Origin of the sequence: Microbacterium sp. ZW CA_36, from assembly GCF_044987475.1 — a bacterium.
In the GTDB taxonomy this organism is placed as follows: Bacteria; Actinomycetota; Actinomycetes; order Actinomycetales; family Microbacteriaceae; genus Microbacterium.
Map to the genome: position 1 here is coordinate 26493 of NZ_JBJDRL010000023.1, position 17758 is coordinate 44250.

General features: G+C 70.4%; 19 protein-coding genes. 16 read left to right on the plus strand and 3 right to left on the minus strand.

Translation table 11 applies throughout. From position 1 onward, the window contains the following. Window positions 1–26: 26 nt before the first annotated feature. The gene (metE, locus tag ACI3KX_RS11655) at window positions 27–2357 is read left to right on the plus strand and encodes a 5-methyltetrahydropteroyltriglutamate--homocysteine S-methyltransferase (protein ID WP_404909878.1); all 2331 of its coding nucleotides are present in this window, start codon (window positions 27–29) and stop codon (window positions 2355–2357) included. Here the strand turns inward: metE and ACI3KX_RS11660 are convergent. After that, complete coding sequence (locus tag ACI3KX_RS11660) at window positions 2354–3892, minus strand: hypothetical protein (protein WP_404909879.1); 1539 nt, start codon at window positions 3890–3892, stop codon at window positions 2354–2356. The genes metE and ACI3KX_RS11660 overlap by 4 nt on opposite strands. A 106-nt stretch (window positions 3893–3998) precedes the next feature. After that, complete coding sequence (lexA, locus tag ACI3KX_RS11665; protein ID WP_349427076.1) at window positions 3999–4679, minus strand: transcriptional repressor LexA; 681 nt, start codon at window positions 4677–4679, stop codon at window positions 3999–4001. A gap of 383 nt (window positions 4680–5062) precedes the next feature. Here lexA and ACI3KX_RS11670 point away from each other — a divergent pair, with 383 nt between their 5' ends. The 7 genes from ACI3KX_RS11670 to ACI3KX_RS11700 all read left to right on the plus strand — a co-directional run bounded on the left by ACI3KX_RS11670 (window position 5063) and on the right by ACI3KX_RS11700 (window position 10984). After that, the gene (locus ACI3KX_RS11670; RefSeq protein ID WP_404909885.1) at window positions 5063–5407 is read left to right on the plus strand and encodes a LysM peptidoglycan-binding domain-containing protein; all 345 of its coding nucleotides are present in this window, start codon (window positions 5063–5065) and stop codon (window positions 5405–5407) included. 71 nt (window positions 5408–5478) lie between these two features. Continuing rightward, complete coding sequence (locus ACI3KX_RS11675) at window positions 5479–6573, plus strand: histidinol-phosphate transaminase (RefSeq protein WP_363357676.1); 1095 nt, start codon at window positions 5479–5481, stop codon at window positions 6571–6573. Beyond that, window positions 6570–7178 carry an imidazoleglycerol-phosphate dehydratase HisB gene (gene hisB, locus ACI3KX_RS11680; protein ID WP_404909880.1) on the plus strand — a complete coding sequence of 203 codons (609 nt, stop codon included), beginning with the start codon at window positions 6570–6572 and terminating at the stop codon, window positions 7176–7178. The genes ACI3KX_RS11675 and hisB overlap by 4 nt, the downstream gene beginning before the upstream one ends. Further along, on the plus strand, window positions 7175–7846 hold the full coding sequence (hisH, locus tag ACI3KX_RS11685) for an imidazole glycerol phosphate synthase subunit HisH (protein WP_404909881.1): 672 nt from the start codon (window positions 7175–7177) through the stop codon (window positions 7844–7846). Before hisB ends, hisH begins: the two co-directional genes overlap by 4 nt. Window positions 7847–7919: 73 nt before the next feature. Further along, window positions 7920–8666, plus strand: a complete 747-nt coding sequence (gene priA, locus ACI3KX_RS11690; RefSeq protein WP_349427080.1) for a bifunctional 1-(5-phosphoribosyl)-5-((5-phosphoribosylamino)methylideneamino)imidazole-4-carboxamide isomerase/phosphoribosylanthranilate isomerase PriA — start codon at window positions 7920–7922, stop codon at window positions 8664–8666. Further along, window positions 8650–9441 (plus strand): SseB family protein, encoded by a 792-nt coding sequence (locus tag ACI3KX_RS11695; RefSeq protein ID WP_363357673.1) that lies wholly within the window; start codon window positions 8650–8652, stop codon window positions 9439–9441. The genes priA and ACI3KX_RS11695 overlap by 17 nt, the downstream gene beginning before the upstream one ends. A 148-nt stretch (window positions 9442–9589) precedes the next feature. Continuing rightward, window positions 9590–10984: an aminotransferase class V-fold PLP-dependent enzyme gene (locus ACI3KX_RS11700; protein WP_363357672.1), complete on the plus strand. Its 1395-nt coding sequence runs from the start codon at window positions 9590–9592 to the stop codon at window positions 10982–10984. A gap of 116 nt (window positions 10985–11100) precedes the next feature. Here ACI3KX_RS11700 and ACI3KX_RS11705 read toward each other — a convergent pair whose 3' ends face one another. Next, complete coding sequence (locus tag ACI3KX_RS11705; RefSeq protein WP_163620451.1) at window positions 11101–11469, minus strand: DUF1844 domain-containing protein; 369 nt, start codon at window positions 11467–11469, stop codon at window positions 11101–11103. Between the two features lie 348 nt (window positions 11470–11817). On the opposite strand from ACI3KX_RS11705, the gene infC reads away from it, so the two are divergent. From infC to ACI3KX_RS11745, 8 genes are all read left to right on the plus strand, one after another. Beyond that, window positions 11818–12492, plus strand: a complete 675-nt coding sequence (gene infC / locus ACI3KX_RS11710; RefSeq protein ID WP_349429119.1) for a translation initiation factor IF-3 — start codon at window positions 11818–11820, stop codon at window positions 12490–12492. Window positions 12493–12563: 71 nt separating this feature from the next. Continuing rightward, a complete protein-coding gene (gene rpmI / locus ACI3KX_RS11715) occupies window positions 12564–12758 on the plus strand; it encodes a 50S ribosomal protein L35 (protein ID WP_349427083.1) in 195 nt (64 codons plus the stop codon). A gap of 30 nt (window positions 12759–12788) precedes the next feature. Further along, complete coding sequence (gene rplT / locus ACI3KX_RS11720) at window positions 12789–13172, plus strand: 50S ribosomal protein L20 (RefSeq protein ID WP_045297244.1); 384 nt, start codon at window positions 12789–12791, stop codon at window positions 13170–13172. A gap of 259 nt (window positions 13173–13431) precedes the next feature. Beyond that, window positions 13432–14232, plus strand: a complete 801-nt coding sequence (locus ACI3KX_RS11725; protein WP_349427084.1) for an RNA methyltransferase — start codon at window positions 13432–13434, stop codon at window positions 14230–14232. 87 nt (window positions 14233–14319) lie between these two features. Continuing rightward, entirely contained in the window at window positions 14320–15111 is a 792-nt protein-coding gene (locus ACI3KX_RS11730; protein WP_404909882.1) for an amino acid ABC transporter ATP-binding protein, read from the plus strand. Between the two features lie 62 nt (window positions 15112–15173). After that, the gene (locus ACI3KX_RS11735; RefSeq protein WP_349427086.1) at window positions 15174–16088 is read left to right on the plus strand and encodes a glutamate ABC transporter substrate-binding protein; all 915 of its coding nucleotides are present in this window, start codon (window positions 15174–15176) and stop codon (window positions 16086–16088) included. Between the two features lie 72 nt (window positions 16089–16160). Beyond that, window positions 16161–16817: an amino acid ABC transporter permease gene (locus ACI3KX_RS11740; RefSeq protein WP_404909886.1), complete on the plus strand. Its 657-nt coding sequence runs from the start codon at window positions 16161–16163 to the stop codon at window positions 16815–16817. Continuing rightward, window positions 16814–17713 (plus strand): amino acid ABC transporter permease, encoded by a 900-nt coding sequence (locus ACI3KX_RS11745; RefSeq protein ID WP_363357670.1) that lies wholly within the window; start codon window positions 16814–16816, stop codon window positions 17711–17713. Before ACI3KX_RS11740 ends, ACI3KX_RS11745 begins: the two co-directional genes overlap by 4 nt. Window positions 17714–17758 lie beyond the last annotated feature (45 nt).

Genomic DNA, 17758 nt, shown 5'->3' on the forward strand with positions numbered 1-17758 from the left:
ATGAACGAAGCGAAAGAGAGAGCACGATGACCGAACCCCGCATCACCTTCCCCCACGGCACGATCCTGGGCTATCCCCGGATCGGGCGCCGCCGCGAGCTGAAGCGCGCGGTCGAGGCGTATTGGTCCGGCCAGACCGACGCCGAGACCCTCGAGCAGACGGCGGCCGGACTGCGCCGCGCGACGCGCGAGCGCCTCGCCGAGCTCGGCCTCGGTCGCGACGACTCGTCGATCCCGGAGTCGTTCTCGTTCTACGACCAGGTGCACGACGCGGCCGTCACGGTCGGCGCGCTGCCCGACCGGTTCGGCGCGCTCCGCGATGCCGACGGCGGCATCGGCCTGGACGCGTACTTCACCGCCGCGCGCGGTGCGGGCGAGGACGCCCCCCTCGAGATGACCAAGTGGTTCGACACGAACTACCACTACCTCGTGCCCGAGGTCGGCCCCGAGACGGTCTTCGCCCTCTCGAGCGACCGCTTCGCGCGCCAGGTGGCAGAGGCGAAGGCTGACGGATTCACCGTTCGCCCGGTGATCGTGGGCCCGGTGACGCTCCTCGCGCTCGCGAAGGCGACGGATGCCGCGCCCCAGGGCTTCGACCCCCTCAGCCGGCTCGACGACCTGCTGCCGGTGTACGCGGAGCTGCTGGCGAGTCTGCGGGCCTCGGGCGCCGAGTGGGTGCAGCTGGACGAGCCTGCGCTCGTCAGCGAGAGCCTGCCGGCCGACGCGGCCGCGCTGGCGGATGCCGCGGCCCGCGCATACGCCGCGCTGGGGGTGCGTGGCGACCGGCCCGCGATCCTCGTCGCGGCCGGCTACGCGCAGCTGTCGGCCGAGGCGTGGACGGCGCTCGCGGCCGCTCCTATCGAGGCGGTCGCCATCGATCTGACCCGCGGTGCGGTGCCCGAGGCTGTGCCGGGCCTGGACCGCAAGACGCTCGTGGGCGGAGTCGTCGACGGACGCAACGTGTGGCGGGGCGATCTCGACGCCGCGTGGGAGCGGCTGCAGGCGCTGCACGAGCTCGGAGCGTCGGAGATCAGCGCGGGCACTTCGACCTCGCTGCAGCATGTGCCGCACGACGTCGAGGACGAGACGACGCTCGACCCGCGCCTGGTGACGTGGCTGGCGTTCGCCGACCAGAAGGTGGCGCAGGTGGCGAGCCTCGCGCGCGGACTGGTCAGTGGCCGTCCGGCCATCGCGGACGCGCTGGCCGAGGCATCCGCCGCGCTCGCGGATCGGCGCAGTGCGCCCGGCGTGCGCGATGGAGCGGTGCGGGAGCGGGCGTCGGCGCTCGGTGCGGACGACTTCGCCCGCGGCGACTACGACGACCGCGTGGCGGCGCAGGAGGTCGAGCTCGCACTCCCGGTCCTGCCGACGACCACGATCGGATCGTTCCCCCAGACCGGCGACATCCGGCGCGCGCGTGCACGGCACGGCCGCGGTGAGCTCAGCGCCGACGAGTACGCGAGCTTCCTGCGCGATGAGATCGCGCAGGTGGTGACGCTGCAGGAGGACATCGGGCTCGATGTTCTCGTGCACGGCGAGGCCGAGCGCAACGACATGGTGCAGTACTTCGCCGAGAACCTCGAGGGCTTCGCGGTCACCGAGAACGGCTGGGTGCAGTCCTACGGCTCGCGCGCGACCCGGCCGTCGATCCTGTGGGGCGACGTCGCGCGTCCCGAGGCGATCACCGTCGCATGGTCCGCCTTCGCGCAGTCGCTGACCGACAAGCCGATGAAGGGGATGCTGACCGGTCCGGTGACGATCCTGGCGTGGTCGTTCGTCCGCGACGACCAGCCGCTGGGGGAGACGGCGAACCAGGTGGCGCTCGCCCTTCGCGACGAGATCGCCGACCTCGAAGGCGCCGGCATCCGCGTCATCCAGGTCGACGAGCCGGCGCTGCGCGAACTGCTGCCGCTCAAGCGCGCCGACCAGCCGGCCTACCTGGAGTGGTCGGTCGGCTCGTTCCGCCTCGCGACCGCCGGCGCTGCGCCGGCCACGCAGGTGCACACGCACCTCTGCTACTCGGAGTTCGACGTCGTGATCGACGCGATCGCGGCGCTGGACGCCGACGTGACCTCGATCGAGGCGGCCCGCAGCCGCGGCGAGGTGATCGGAGACATCGCGACGTCCGGCTTCGCCGCCGGCATCGGACCGGGCGTCTACGACATCCACTCGCCGCGCGTGCCGTCGGTGGACGAGATCACTCAGCTCCTCGACCGCACGGTCGCCGAGCTGCCGCTGCGCCGCGTCTGGGTCAATCCGGACTGCGGGCTGAAGACCCGCGGGTACGACGAGACCGTGGCGTCGCTGAAGAACCTCGTGGCGGCGACGCAGGCGGTGCGGGCGACCGTGCCGGCCTAGGAGCCCTTCTTCGATCCGGGTGCCGCGGCCGCGTCGGTCGCGGCATCCGTCTCGATCACGAGAGTGTCGGCGTCGGGGTCGGCGGGATCGCCGTCGACGATCACGACGGTGTCGGCTTCGCCGTCGACGGCAGGCACCGACTCGGCGGCACCGGCGGCAGCTGCTGCTTCGTCGGCGAGTGCAGCGGCGGCCGCGGCCTCTTCGGGACGGCGCTGCAGCAGCTCGAACACCCACCAGACGATGAGCCACACGACGAGCACGAGGAACACCTCGCCGACCGAGAGCGGGCGCAGGAGCATCAGCCACACGATGGCCAGGGCTCCGAGCACGATCCGCACGAGCACGCGCTGGGCGTAGAGCCACGCGCCGAACCGGCCCGTGTCGACACCGCGCTTGAGCAGGGCACCCCGCGCGCCGGCGTTGATGGAGGCGACGCCGCCGCGCGCGGCGCGTGCGCCCCGCCAGCGGCCCGACATCCAGGCGATGACGGCGATCACCACGCCCAGCAGGGTGAGGACCACCGCGGTGTCGCGCATCGCGGAGGTGATCTGTTCGTACATCGATGCGAGGGCGCCCGCCGGAACACCGAGGTTCGGCGCGCTGAGCGCGAGGATCGACCCGCCGATGCCCAGGCCCATCGCCAGCACGCCCGTGCCGAGCGCGATGCCGACGCCGGTGCCCAGCACGGCGGTGGACCGTCGCCGTGCGATGAGGATGCCGGCGAGGAAGAGCACCAGCGCGACGATCGGGGTCCACCAGCCCGCGGCGACCGCGAGGTTGTAGACGGTGCCGACGACGGTGAGCGCGTCGCTCTGCGCGACCACGATGGTCCTGTCGATGACCGGGATCGACTCGGCGAACCCGATCCCGCGGTCGACGAGCCGCTTCTTGACCTCTTCGATGATCGGCCCGAGCTGGATGCCGACCTCGCCGTTCTCGCCGATGACCACCGCACCCGAGGAGGTGCCGCCGGCTGCGACCGCCGCGAGCGATCGGTGGCTCGCGCGCAGCGCCGTCTCCCACACATCCGCGAAGGCGTCGGACTCCACCAGCCGGGTGACCGTGGTGTCGACGAGGTTCTGGAGGCCCTGGGCGGCGGGCGCGCGGAGCAGGTCGAGTGCGGCGAGAGCGCGCGGCGGCAGGTCGAGCTGCTGGATGCCGTCGAACAGGTCGTTGGTGAGGCCTTCGAGGTCGAGGGAGTCCTCGATGGCGACGGTCACCTGATCGGCGACCATCGCCTGCACCTGCGGGTCGTCGGCGAGCGGTGCGAACGTCTCGACGAATCGCGTCTCGTCGACGAGTTCGACGCGCGCCCAGGCGGCGACGATGGAGACCGGCACGAGGATCGTCGCGATGACGATGCACAGCGCCGACAGGAAGGCTCGCCAGCGGTTGCCGTGCGGCCTGTCCGTGGCCGCGGCCGTCACCGGTGGTGAGGGCGGCGTCTCGGCGCGCAGGCGGGCGTTCTCGGCTTCGAGGGCGTCGAGGCGCGCGCGGAGCGCGGCAGTCTCGTCTGCGGCGGTGAGGTCGGTCATTCCCCCCTTATAGCGCCTGCGGATGACGCACCGCCACCCACCTCGCGGTTCGGCGTCGAACTCCGGCCTCGAACGCGTCCGACACCGGGATCCGTCGGCGCGAGGTTCAGACGGCGCGCAGTACCGCGACGACCTTGCCGAGCACCGTGGCCTCGTCGCCCAGAATGGGCTCGAACGCGGAGTTGCGGGGGAGCAGCCACGTGTGGCCGTCGCGCTGACGGAACGTCTTGACCGTCGCCTCGCCGTCGAGCATCGCGGCGACGATCTCGCCGTTGTCCGCGGTGGCCTGCGACCGTACGACGACCCAGTCGCCGTCGCAGATGGCCGCGTCGATCATCGACTCGCCCGACACCTTCAGCATGAACAGGTCGCCCTTGCCGACGAGCTGGCGGGGGAGCGGGAAGATCTCCTCGACCTGCTGCTCGGCCGTGATGGGCACGCCGGCGGCGATGCGGCCGACGAGGGGCACCAGTGCGGCATCGCCCACGGAGGGCGAGGTGTCGGCGGGGCTCTCGGTCGCGGTGCCGGGCAGGTCGATCAGCACCTCCATCGCGCGGGTCTTGCCCGCGTCGCGACGCAGGTAGCCGCTCAGCTCGAGCTGGTTGAGCTGGTGGGTGACGCTGGAGAGCGACTTCAGGCCCACCGCGTCGCCGATCTCGCGCATGCTCGGCGGGTAGCCGTGCCGTGCGATCGACCGCTGGATCACCTCGAGGATCGCCAGCTGCTTGTCGCTGAGGCTCTTGCGCCGACGAGTCTGGGGCTTGTCTCGCCCGGCCGCGTCGCTCATCTTCCGGCTCCGTCCTGCGCTCGGCGGTGGAGCGCTGTTTCTTCGAATGTCGGAGGCCCGTGGTGGGGTTCTCGTATCGAAACCGTATCCGGATCGCGGGCATCTGGGGAACAACCCGGCCGCGTGTCGCGTTCGAGAGATCGGCGCCCGGATCCGGTATTGACATCCTACAGACTCGAAGATAGCTTCGGAAGAGAGGTTCGCATTCTCCACTCCCGGCCGAGTGGAGAATGCGAATCTCTCCCCATCAGGAGGAGCCCAGCATGACCGCGATCGACTTCACGACATCCGTCCCGTCGCCGACGCGCGCCGCGCGTGTCGCGGCGCAGCGCGTGCACGGCACGGCACGGCAGCTCGCCGGGGGCACTCCGCAGCAGGCGTTCATGCGACCGGCGGCTGCGCCGTCGACGCGACTGCGCCTCACGATCCGCGGCCGGAGAGTGCTGGCCGCGATCGCCGCTCTGCCCGCCGTCATCGCGCTGAGCGCCGCTGTCATCGGCGGCGGCGCGGCTCTGGCCTCGCGTGACGCGGGCGCGCCTGCAGGTACGTTCAGCACGGTGACCGTGGCTGACGGCGACTCGCTGTGGAGCATCGCGGAAGACATCGCCCCCGATCGCGATCCGCGCGACGTCGTCGATGAGCTCGTGCGACTGAACGCTCTCGACAGCGTCGTCGTGCAGGCCGGTCAGAGCATCGCGATCCCGGCAGCCTACGACAGCGGACGCTGAGCCGCTCCCGTCGGTCGGGTGACCGTCGCCCGGCGTCACGCGGCGGTCGAGCAGCACCGCACGCGCCTACCATGGGAGAGGTGAGTGCACGTCTCGAAGACCTCCCCATACGCGCCGATCTCCGCGGCCAGAAGCCGTACGGTGCCCCGCAGGCGCCGCTGCCGGTGGCCCTCAACGTCAACGAGAACACGCATCCCGTTCCGCCGGAGGTCGCCGACGACATCCTGGACTCGATCGCGCGGGCGCTCAGCGATGTGAACCGGTATCCCGACCGCGAGTTCACAGCCCTGCGCGAGGGCTTCGCCGGCTACCTCGGCCACGGCCTCACCCGCGACGAGATCTGGGCGGCCAACGGCTCGAACGAGGTGCTCCAGCACATCCTGCAGGCGTTCGCCGGACCGGGCCGCACGGCCTTCGGCTTCGCACCCACCTACTCGATGTATCCGCTGCTCACCCGCGGTACCGGTGCCGAGTGGATCTCGGGCACCCGAGCGGCCGACTACTCGATCGCGGCGGACGATGCCGCGGCCCAGGTGTCGGATGCCTCTCCCGACGTGGTGTTCCTGTGCTCGCCGAACAACCCCACCGGCACCCCGCTCGGACTCGACGTGGTGGAGGCCGTGTACGAGGCGACGGACGGCATCGTGATCGTCGACGAGGCGTACTTCGAGTTCGCGCCGCACGACGAGCGGTCCGCCCTGACGCTGCTGCCCGATCGCGAGCGGCTCGTCGTGTCGCGCACCATGAGCAAGGCGTTCGCGTTCGCGGGTGCGCGCGTGGGCTACATGGCGGCCGACCCGGCGCTCATCGATGCGCTCCGGCTGGTGCGCCTGCCGTATCACCTCAGCGCGCTCACGCAGGCGGCGGCGACCGCGGCGCTGCGGCACGCGCCCACGATGCTGGGCATGGTCGACGAGATCGTCGCGCAGCGCGACCGCATCTCGGCGACGGTCGAGGCGCTCGGCTACACGCCCCACGAGTCGTGGACGAACTTCGTGCTGTTCGGGGGAGTAGCCGACCCGGCGGCCACGTGGCGCGCGCTCTACGACGAGGGGGTGCTCATCCGCGACGTCGGCATCCCGGCGCACCTGCGGGTCACGGCGGGCACCGACGAGGAGACGACCGCCTTCCTCGACGCCCTCGCCTCGGTAGGATCGGCGGCATGAGCGCCGCACCACGAACCGCCTCGCTGCGACGGGCGACGAGCGAGTCGACCGTCGAGCTCGAGCTCGATCTCGACGGCACCGGCCGCAGCCGCATCGACACGACGGTGCCGTTCTTCGACCACCTGCTCACGGCGTTCGCCAAGCACTCGCTCACCGATCTGACGGTGCGGGCCTCGGGCGACACCGACATCGACGCGCACCACACGGTGGAGGACATCTCGATCGTGCTGGGCCAGGCGATCCGCGAGGCCCTCGGCGACAAGTCCGGCATCTCGCGGTACGGCGACGCCCTCGTGCCCCTCGACGAGGCGCTCGCGCAGGCCGTCGTCGACATCAGCGGCCGCCCCTACCTCGTGCACACCGGCGAGCCTGCAGGCTTCGAGCACCACCTCATCGGCGGCCACTTCACGGGGTCCCTCTTGCGCCACACGTTCGAGGCCATCTCGTACAACGCCGCGCTCACGGTCCACGTGCGGGTGCTGTCGGGCCGCGACCCGCACCACATCGCCGAGGCCGAGTACAAGGCCTTCGCGCGCGCGTTCCGCCAGGCGAAGGCGCTCGACCCGCTGGTGCACGGCATCCCGAGCACGAAGGGCGCCCTGTGAGCGAAAGCACGCCCTCCCGCGGCGAGCGGCCGCTCGTGGCCGTCCTCGACTATGGGTCGGGCAATGTGCACTCTGCCGTCAAGGCGCTGGTCGCGGCGGGAGCGGATGCGCGGCTGACGGCTGATCGTGGTCTGATCCGCGACGCCGACGGCCTCTTCGTGCCGGGTGTCGGCGCCTTCCGCGCGGTGGCGGACGCGCTGCGCGCCAGCCGCGGCGACGAGCTCATCGAGCGTCGCCTCGCCGGCGGACGCCCGGTGCTCGGGGTCTGCGTCGGCATGCAGATCTTCTTCGAGCGCGGCGTCGAGCGCGGCGTCGACACCGAGGGACTCGGCGAATGGCCGGGTGTCGTCACCGAGCTCGACGCACCCGTCCTGCCGCACATGGGCTGGAACACCGTCGAGCCCGGCGAGGGCACACGCCTCTTCCGCGGCATCGAGCACGAGCGGTTCTACTTCGTGCACTCGTTCGGTGCCCAGAAGTGGCTGCTCGACGTCCAGCCGCCGTTCCCCCAGCCGGTCCTGACCTGGTGCGACTACGGCGCACCGTTCCTCGCAGCGGTCGAGAACGGCCCGCTGTCGGCCACTCAGTTCCACCCCGAGAAGTCGGGGGATGCCGGCATCCGACTGCTGGCGAATTGGATCGACGGGCTTCGCAGGGCTACCCTCTGAGACCGTGCCGTCTGCGGGAGCGCGTGCTTCCGGGATCCGCCCCCCACAGCTTTCGATGCCTGAACCAGGAGCCATGAACGATTTCGCGTCCACACCCAAGCTCGTCCTCCTGCCCGCCGTCGACGTCGCCGACGGCAAGGCCGTCCGCCTGACGCAGGGCGAGGCGGGTACCGAGACGAACTACGGCGATCCCGTCGACGCCGCGCTCGACTTCGCACGGCAGGGCGCCGAGTGGATCCACCTCGTCGACCTCGACGCCGCCTTCGGCCGCGGCAGCAACGTCGGCGTGCTCCGCAAGGTGATCAAGCAGGTCAAGGGCGTGCAGGTCGAGCTGTCGGGCGGCATCCGCGACGATCGCACCCTCGAGGCTGCGCTCGAGAGCGGTGCGTCGCGGATCAACCTCGGCACGGCCGCGCTCGAGAACCCCGAGTGGGCTGCCGACGTCATCGGCCGCTACGGCGACGCGATCGCGGTGGGCCTCGACGTGCGCGGCACGACCCTGGCCGCCCGCGGGTGGACCCGCGAGGGCGGCGACCTGTGGACGGTCCTCGACCGTCTCGAGTCGGCCGGCTGCAGCCGGTACGTCGTCACCGACGTCACCAAGGACGGCACTCTCAAGGGTCCGAACCTCGACCTGCTGCGTGAGCTCACCTCGCGCACGCCGAAGCCGGTCGTCGCCTCGGGTGGCGTGTCGAGCCTCGACGACATCGCAGCACTGCGCGATCTCGTCCCGCTCGGTGTCGAGGGAGCGATCGTGGGCAAGGCGCTGTACGCCGGCGCGTTCACGCTCGCCGAGGCGCTGGATGTCGCCGGATACTGATCCTCCTGCCGTCCCGGGTCACGGACCCGGCGGCGACTCCGCCGGCGTGCCCTGGGAGGGGCGCAGCTTCCAGTCGAACCCGCATGCCTCCGACGACGGCTCCGCCGACCCGGCGCTGCTGGCGGCACTCACCGCGTTCCGCGCGGGCTCGGGCGGGCAGCGAGAGGTGATCGACGCCTACCGGGCGGCCCGCCTGCTCATCCCGCTCGTCGCCGAGAAGGGCGACCACGGCATCGGCGCCCACGGCCTCGAGGTCGACAAGACCCAGGAGCTGTCGATCGTCACCGTGGCCGCGCCCGACGGACGCCGGGTGCTGCCGGTGTTCTCGTCCGTGGATGCGATGAAGCGATGGGATGCCGAGGCCCGGCCGGTTCCCGCCGACGGCGTCCGCACCGCGCTGTCGGCCGCCGCGGACGACACCGATCTCATCGTGCTCGACCCGGGCTCCGACACCGAGTTCGTCATCCGTCGCCCAGCCGTGTGGGCGATCGGCCAGGGAAAGCCGTGGGAGCCGAGCTTCCTGTCGCCCGAGGTCTTCGCCGGACTGCACGACAGCATCGGCGGCGAGCTGGCGGTCATCGATCTGTCCGTGGAGCCCGGCGACCCCGACGCACGCCTCCGCGGGCCGGAGCTCGTGGTGCGCCTTCACCTGATGGACGGCCTCGAGAAGGCCGAGCTCGACGCCGTGCTGGCGCGGCTCGCCTCGCGGTGGGCCGCGGATGACCGCATCGCGGTGCTCGTCGACTCGCTCACGGTCAAGCTCGTCCGCGCCTGAGCCGGCGTAACCGACCCCCGTGCGGCGGGGCCCATGGCCTCAGGCTCAGGCTCAGGCTCAGGCTCAGGCTCAGGCGCAGCCGTTCGCCTCGGCTCTTGCGGCCGGGACCGCGCGCGGCGGATGATCGGGTCGGCGAAGGGGGCCCGGCATGGACGACGGCGTGACCGTGGAGCAGTACCGGGAGGCGCTCGAGGTCGCCCATCGACACGCGTTGAGCTGGCTGGAGGCGCTGGCCGATCGCCCGATCCGTCCGGAGGCCGACGCCGACGGGATTCTGACGAGGCTGCCCGACGTCCTGCCCGATGAGGGGATGCCGCCGACGGCGGTGGTCGAGGAGCTCGCGGACGCAGCCGGGCCGGGTCTCATCGCGCTCGGCTCGCCGCGGTTCTATGGCCTGGTCATCGGCGGGACCTACCCGGCTGCGCTCGCCTCGGATTGGCTGGTTTCGGCGTGGGATCAGAACGCCGGTGCGCGGCAGCTGACCCCGGCGGCTGCCGCGGTCGAGGAGGTCGCCGCCTCCTGGCTCCTCGAACTGCTCGGCCTGCCCGCCGGGAGCGGTGTGGGATTCGTGACGGGTGGGACGATGGCCAACTTCACGTGCCTCGTCGCGGCACGTGACGCCGTCCTGCGCGGCGCCGGCGCGGACCCCGCGGCCGGGATCCAGCAGGCACCCGTCATCCGCTTCCTCGCGGGCGACGCCGTCCACGTGTCGATGGTGCTGGCAGGTCGGCTCGCGGGTCTGGGAGCGCCGAGGACCGTCGGCGCAGATGATCAGGGGCGGATCGATGTCGGCGGGCTCGAGCGGGCGCTCGCCGAGGGAACGGGGCCGGCCATCGTCGCGCTGCAGGCGGGCGACGTGCACTCGGGTGCCTTCGACGACTTCGCGAACGCGGTCGAGGTCGCCCACAGAGGCGGCGCCTGGGTGCACGTCGACGGGGCGTTCGGCCTCTGGGCGGCCGCGAGCCCGCGCCTGCAGCACCTCGTCGCCGGACTCGCCGGCGCCGATTCGTGGGCCACCGACGCGCACAAGACGCTCAATGTGCCGTACGACTGCGGCGTCGCGATCGTGCGCGACGAGGCCGCGATGACGGCTGCGCTCGGGGCGCACGCCGCGTATCTGCCCGCGATCATGAGCGTCTCCGATCCGTACGACCGCGTCCCCGAGTTCTCGCGCCGCGCGCGGGGCGTGCCGGTCTGGGCGGCGCTGCGCTCCCTCGGCAGGGACGGCGTGGTGGCGCTGATCGACGGGCTGGCGGATGCCGCGGCGACGCTCGCCGCCGGGTTCGGCGAGATTCCCGGCCTCGAGGTGCTCAACGACGTCGTGTTCACCCAGGTGAGCCTCGCCGCGCCGGACGACGCGATGACCGCGGCGCTGGGGGAGTGGCTGCGCGACGAGGGGACGGTCTGGGCCTCGTCATCGGTGTGGCGCGGCCGCACGGTGGTGCGCTTCGCGGTGAGCAATCACGGCACCGATGCCGAGGCCGTGCGCCGCACGGTGGACGCCGTGGCGCGCGGCGCCGCCGCGCTGGGCATCGAGGGCTGAGCGCGATCGCGCCCGTCGTCAGGTCTGCCTGCCGTGGGTGTCGACGCGCTTCGCTCGCTCAACCTTGACCCGTCGCACATCAACGCTCGCTGGCGCTCGCATCGACCCGCGACACGTCAAGTGACGGGCCCGGTCCACTTCTCGCCGGGGCCCTTGCCGATCGGATCGGGGATCACGGATGCCTCGCGGAACGCCAGCTGCACCGAACGCAGGCCGTCGCGCAGCGAGCGTGCGTGCATGTCGCTGATCTCGGGGGCGCCCGCGGTGATGAGGCCGGCCAGGGCGTTGATGAGCTTGCGCGCCTCGTCGAGGTCGGTCTGCGTCGCGGGGTCGTCGGCGAGGCCGACCTTGACCGCGGCAGCGCTCAGCAGGTGCACGGCGGCGGTCGTGATGACCTCGACGGCCGGCACCTCGGCGATGTCGCGCGAGGCGGAGGCCGCGGCGCGCTCCTGCTCTTCCCAGCGGGCCTGACGCTCGGCATCCACCGCCGTCGTGCTCGTCGTATCGCCGTCCTGGTCTCGAATCGTGTCCACGCCGTTCTCTCTGATAGACTGCTGCGGTCTCCGGTGCGTTCTGTACCGGATCGGAAAGTGGATCACATCCCACCCGCGCTTGCCGTTCCAGGCTACCGGGTCATGCACTCCGCCCCGACCGTCCTGCGGCCACGCAGAAACGGGAGGGGTAGCCGCCAGGGCAACCGCGCGGGAGCTCCGTCACAGGAGAGGGTGCAGGAAGTCGGCGCTCGAAGCGTCTGACGGGTGGAGTGGATCTTCCTCCGCCCGCGACATGAACATGTGTCGCGGTGGTCCAACCCATAACCCAAGGAGTTCCGCATCAGCGATCCCCGCACCAACGACCGCATCCGCGTCCCCGAGGTCCGCCTCGTCGGACCCGCGGGTGAGCAGGTCGGCGTCGTCCGCATCGAGGTGGCGCTGCGCCTGGCCCAGGAGGCCGACCTCGATCTCGTCGAGGTGGCCCCGAACTCGAAGCCGCCCGTGGTCAAGATCATGGACTACGGCAAGTTCAAGTACGAGGCTGCGCAGAAGGCCAAGGAAGCGCGTCGCAATCAGGCGAACACCGTCCTCAAGGAGGTCCGGTTCCGTCTGAAGATCGAGGCCCACGACTACATAACCAAGCTCAAGCGCGCCGAGGGCTTCCTGCAGGCGGGCGACAAGGTCAAGGCGATGATCCTGTTCCGTGGCCGCGAGCAGTCGCGCCCCGAGCAGGGTGTGCGTCTCCTCCGCAAGTTCGCGGAGGACGTCGCCGAGTTCGGCACGGTCGAGTCCAACCCGACGATCGACGGCCGCAACATGGTGATGGTGGTCGCCCCGCACAAGAACAAGTCCGAGGTGAAGACCGAGCAGAACGCGCAGCGCGCCGCCAACAAGGAGGCAGCGCGTTCCGCCCGCAGCGGCGGTGGCCCGCAGGGCGACGCCGACTCGGAGAGCTCCGACACCGCAGCCGAGACAGCTCCGGCCGCCGAGTCCGAGACCGCCACGGCCGAATAGGCCCCTACAGACTCCCGCACCGCGGGATACCGACTCCCGCCTGGGCGGGAAGTGAAACGAAGGAAGAAGAGATGCCGAAGCAGAAGACCCACTCGGGCGCCAAGAAGCGCTTCAAGGTCACAGGCACCGGGAAGCTCATGAAGCAGCAGGCGAACCTTCGCCACAACTTCGAAGGCAAGCCCAGCCGCCGTACCCGCCGCCTGTCGCAGGACCAGGTCCTCGCGAAGGGCGACGCCAAGGTCGCCAAGAAGCTCCTCGGCCTCTGAGCGCCGACGCAGGAATAGGAATCAATCGAAATGGCTAGAGTCAAGCGGGCCGTCAACGCCCACAAGAAGCGTCGCGTCATCCTCGAGCGCGCCTCCGGTTACCGGGGCCAGCGCTCGCGTCTGTACCGCAAGGCGAAGGAGCAGGTCACCCACTCGCTCGTCTACGCGTACCGCGACCGTCGCAAGCGCAAGGGCGACTTCCGCCGTCTGTGGATCCAGCGCATCAACGCCGCTGCCCGCCAGAACGGCATCACGTACAACCGCTTCATCCAGGGCCTCGGCCTCGCGGGTGTGCAGGTCGACCGTCGCATGCTCGCCGAGCTCGCGGTGAACGAGCCCAAGACGTTCGCGTCGCTCGTCCAGACCGCCAAGAAGGCGCTGCCCGAGAACGTCAACGCTCCGAAGAGCGCCTGACGCCGGTTCGCCGTCTCGAAAGGGGCGTCCTCCTCACGGAGGGCGCCCCTTTTCGCGTCCGCCGCCCCCGCGTTCCCTGCTCCGCCGCCCCCGCGTTCCCTGCTCCGTCGCTCCCGCGTTCCCCGCTCCGTCGCTCCGCGCTGGCGGCGAGACCCCACCCGACGGACGAGACCCCGGGGTTCTCCCACCGTCTCGTCCGTGCGCTGGGGTCTCGCGCTGAGTTGGCGGCGGGAGGATGCCGCGACCCTAGACTGATGCCGTGCTCGAGAACCCTCGCTCTCCGCGTGTCCGCGCCGTCGCGAAGCTGACCAAGCGGAGCGCCCGTCAGGAGACGGGGCTGTTCCTGCTCGAGGGGCCGCAGGCGGCCCGCGAGGCGCTGGCGTACCGTCCGGAGACGCTCGTGGAGATCTTCGCCACGCCGTCCGCACTCGAGAAGCACACCGACCTGCGCGACGCCGCGATGGATGCCGGTCTGGAGGTCGTGTACACGACCGAGGCGGTGCTCGACGCGATGGCCGACACCGTGACGCCCCAGGGGATCGTCGCCGTCGCCCGGCAGTCGCCGACGTCGGTCCGCGACGTGTTCGCGGCGTCACCGCGCCTTGTCGCGATCTGCGAGGAGGTCCGCGACCCGGGCAACCTCGGCACCATCATCCGGGCGGCCGACGCCGCCGGGGCGGATGCCGTCATCCTCACCGGGCGCACGGTCGACCCTTACAACCCGAAGGTCGTCCGCGCGACGACCGGCTCGCTCTTCCACGTGCCGGTCGCCGTCGGCGTCGACCTCGCGACGGCGGTCGAGAAGGCCCGCGCGGCCGGAGTCCGCGTCATCGCGGCCGACGTCGGGGGAGGGGACTTCCTCGCCGCCCGCGACGTGCTCGCCGAGCCGACCGCGTGGCTGTTCGGCAACGAGGCCCGCGGCCTCGACGACGACGCCCTCGCGCTGGCGGACCTCTCGCTGCGACTGCCGATCTACGGCGCCGCCGAGTCGCTGAACCTCGCGACGGCCGCCAGCGTGTGCCTGTACGAGACCGCCTTCGCGCAGCGCGCCGCCGGTTGACCCTGCGCTGTTCCCGCGCTGTTACAACACGGTAAAGACGCGGCGCGCTACTGGTAGAGCCTCCCCGCGGCGCCATAGGGTGACCGTATGACGACGCCCGATGACAGCTCGCCGAAGACGTCGAACATCAACGTCCGTCGCGGCGATCCCCTGGTCCAGATCACCGACGTGCAGAAGCACTACGGCGACTTCCAGGCACTCAAGGACATCGACCTGACGGTCAATCGCGGCGAGGTCGTCGTGGTGATCGGCCCGTCGGGGTCTGGAAAGTCCACCCTGTGCCGCACGATCAACCGCCTCGAGACGATCACGAGCGGCACCATCACGATCGACGGCAAGGAGCTTCCCAAGGAGGGGAAGGAGCTGGCGACGCTGCGCGCGGACGTCGGCATGGTGTTCCAGTCCTTCAACCTCTTCGCCCACCTGTCGATCCTCGACAACGTCACGCTCGGGCCGCTCAAGGTGAGGGGCATGAAGAAGGCGGATGCCGAGAAGATGGGACGTCAGCTGCTCGAGCGCGTCGGTGTCGCTCAGCAGGCGGCGAAGCTGCCGGCGCAGCTCTCCGGCGGACAGCAGCAACGCGTCGCGATCGCGCGCGCCCTCGCCATGCAGCCCAAGGTCATGCTCTTCGACGAGCCCACCAGCGCGCTCGACCCCGAGATGATCAACGAGGTGCTCGACGTCATGGTCGGCCTCGCCCAGGACGGCATGACGATGATCGTCGTCACCCACGAGATGGGCTTCGCGCGCAAGGCGGCCGATCGCGTCGTCTTCATGTCCGACGGGCAGATCGTCGAGGAGGCGACCCCGGAGGAGTTCTTCACGAACCCCCGGAGCGACCGCGCGAAAGACTTCCTCTCGAAGCTCCTGACCCACTGAGACTCGCGCCTCACAGCGGCGCGGAAACGAAGAAGACGCATACGCAACCCAGGAGGAATCACATGCGCAAGACACGAATCAGCGCCTCGATCGCGGGAATCGCGCTCGCGGCCATCGCCCTGACCGCTTGCAACAGCGGCACGCCGGGTGCGGACCCGACCGAAGACGGCGGCGACGGCGGCGACGACACCACCGCGCTGTGGGAGGTCGCGACGGACGTCCAGATCGAGGGCAGCCCGACATTCGACGCCATGACCGAGCGTGACGGCGTCATCGTGGGTGTCAAGAACGACCAGCCCGGTCTGGGCTACGAGGATGCCACCACCGGTGAGCGCACCGGCTTCGATGTCGACATCGCACGCTGGATCGCGGCATCCCTCGGATTCGACGAGGACCAGATCGAGTACGTCACCATTCCGTCGGCGAACCGCGAGCAGGCGCTCGTGAACGGGGACATCGACTACTACGTCGGCACCTATTCGATCACCGACACCCGCAAGGAGCTGATCGACTTCGCCGGTCCGTACTTCCTCACGGGCCAGGGCCTGCTCGTCGCGGCCGACAACGAGGACATCAACGGCCCCGACGACCTCGAGGGCAAGATCGTCTGCTCGGTGACGGGCTCGACGCCGCTGCAGCGCATCCGCGACGAGTTCAACCCCGGCGACACCGTCGAGTACGACACGTACTCGCAGTGCGTCGAGCAGCTGCTCGCCGGCTCGGTCGACGCCATCACGACCGACGAGGCGATCCTCGCCGGCTACGTCGCGCAGCGTCCTGACGAGCTGAAGATCGCGGGTGAGCCCTTCAGCGAAGAGCGCTATGGCGTGGGCGTGGCCAAGGGCGACACCGTCATGGTGGAGCACATCAACACGCTGCTGACCGACGGCGGCGACGTCTGGACGGCGCTCTTCGATGAGCACCTGGCGCCCGCCGGCATCACGGGCACGCAGCCCGAGGTCGACCCGGCCTCGTGACGCACGGTGGTGGCGGCGCCTCACGCGTCGCCACCACCTCCCCGGCGTGACGACTACGAGAGGAGTGGGCCGCTGAACGTCATCACCGACAACTGGGATGTCTGGGCCGAAGGCCTGATCGGGACGCTGATCCTGTTCGTCGCGGGAGGGCTCCTGGCTCTCATCCTCGGGATCACCGTGGGCGCGATGCGCGTCTCGCCGATCCCGGTAGCGCGGAGCATGGGGTCGCTCTACGTGAACACGATCCGCAACACCCCGCTCACGCTGGTGTTCTTCGCGTTCGCCTTCGCGCTTCCGCCGCTGCTCGGACTTCGTCTCACTGCCGACGTGTCCCTCACGCTGGCCGTGTGCGCGCTCGGCATCTATACGGCGACATACGTCGCCGAGACGATTCGCTCGGGCATCAACACCGTTCCGGTCGGTCAGGCCGAAGCGGCACGTGCCATCGGCCTCACGTTCGGGCAGGTCATGACGCTGGTCGTCATGCCGCAGGCGTTCCGCTCCGTGATCCCGCCGATGATGAGCGTCTTCATCGCACTGCTGAAGAACACGACCGTAGCCGCAGGCTTCGGCGTGGTGAACCTCGGCGCCGCCCGAAACTACCTGAGCGAGCGCGGTGCCAACCAGATGCTCGTCATCATCTGGGTCATGATCATCTTCGTCGTGCTCGTCCTGCTGCTCTCCTGGGCGCAGCGAGCGCTCGAGAACAAGTGGAGGGTCGCCCGATGAGTTCCGTCCTCTACGACGTTCCCGGACCCCGCGCGATCGTCCGCAACCGCATCCTCGGTGTCATCACCGTCGTCGTGGTCGCCGCGGTCCTGGGCTTCTTCCTCTGGCGGCTGATCGACACCGGCCAGTTCACAGCCGAGAAGTGGCAGGCCTTCACCTACACGAACGTGTGGGTCCAGATCGGCCTGGCCACGCTCCGCACGCTCGCCGCGTTCGCCGTCGCCGCGATCGGCGCACTCATCCTGGGCTTCGCGCTCGCGATCGGCCGGATGTCCGATCACGCGTGGATTCGCGTGCCCGTCGGTGCGGTCGTGGAGTTCCTGCGCGCCGTGCCCGTCCTGGTCTTCATGTTCCTGCTGTACTACGGGCTCCCCGTCATCGGAATTCGGATGGCGCCCTACTGGGCCGTCGTCATCGCGCTCATCGCCTACAACGGCTCGGTTCTCGCCGAAGTCATCCGTGCCGGCGTGGAGTCGCTCCCGCGCGGCCAGAAGGAAGCCGGCTACGCGATCGGCCTTCGCAAGTCCGGCGTCATGCAGCTCGTGCTGCTGCCGCAGGCGATCCGAGCAATGATGCCGGTGATCATCGCCCAGTTGGTCGTGACATTGAAGGACACGGCGCTCGGTTTCATCATCACCTACCCCGAGCTGCTGTTCTACGCACGCTTCATCGGCTCGCAGTCAGAGCTCGGGTCGCCGATCATCCCGGCGACGATGATCGTCGGCGCGATCTACATCGGCCTGTGTCTCATCCTCTCGTTCGTCGCGAACACCGTCGAGAAGCGACTGCGTCGCTCGTCGGTCGGCGTGCGGATCGCGCAAGCCGAGCAGCCGACCCAGGAGATCACAGACACCGAGCTCATCGTGACTCAGCGGGGAACGGGGTCACCCGGCTGAGCCCGCACAGAACGCGGCGGGGCGAGGCATCCGCTCTCGGTAGAC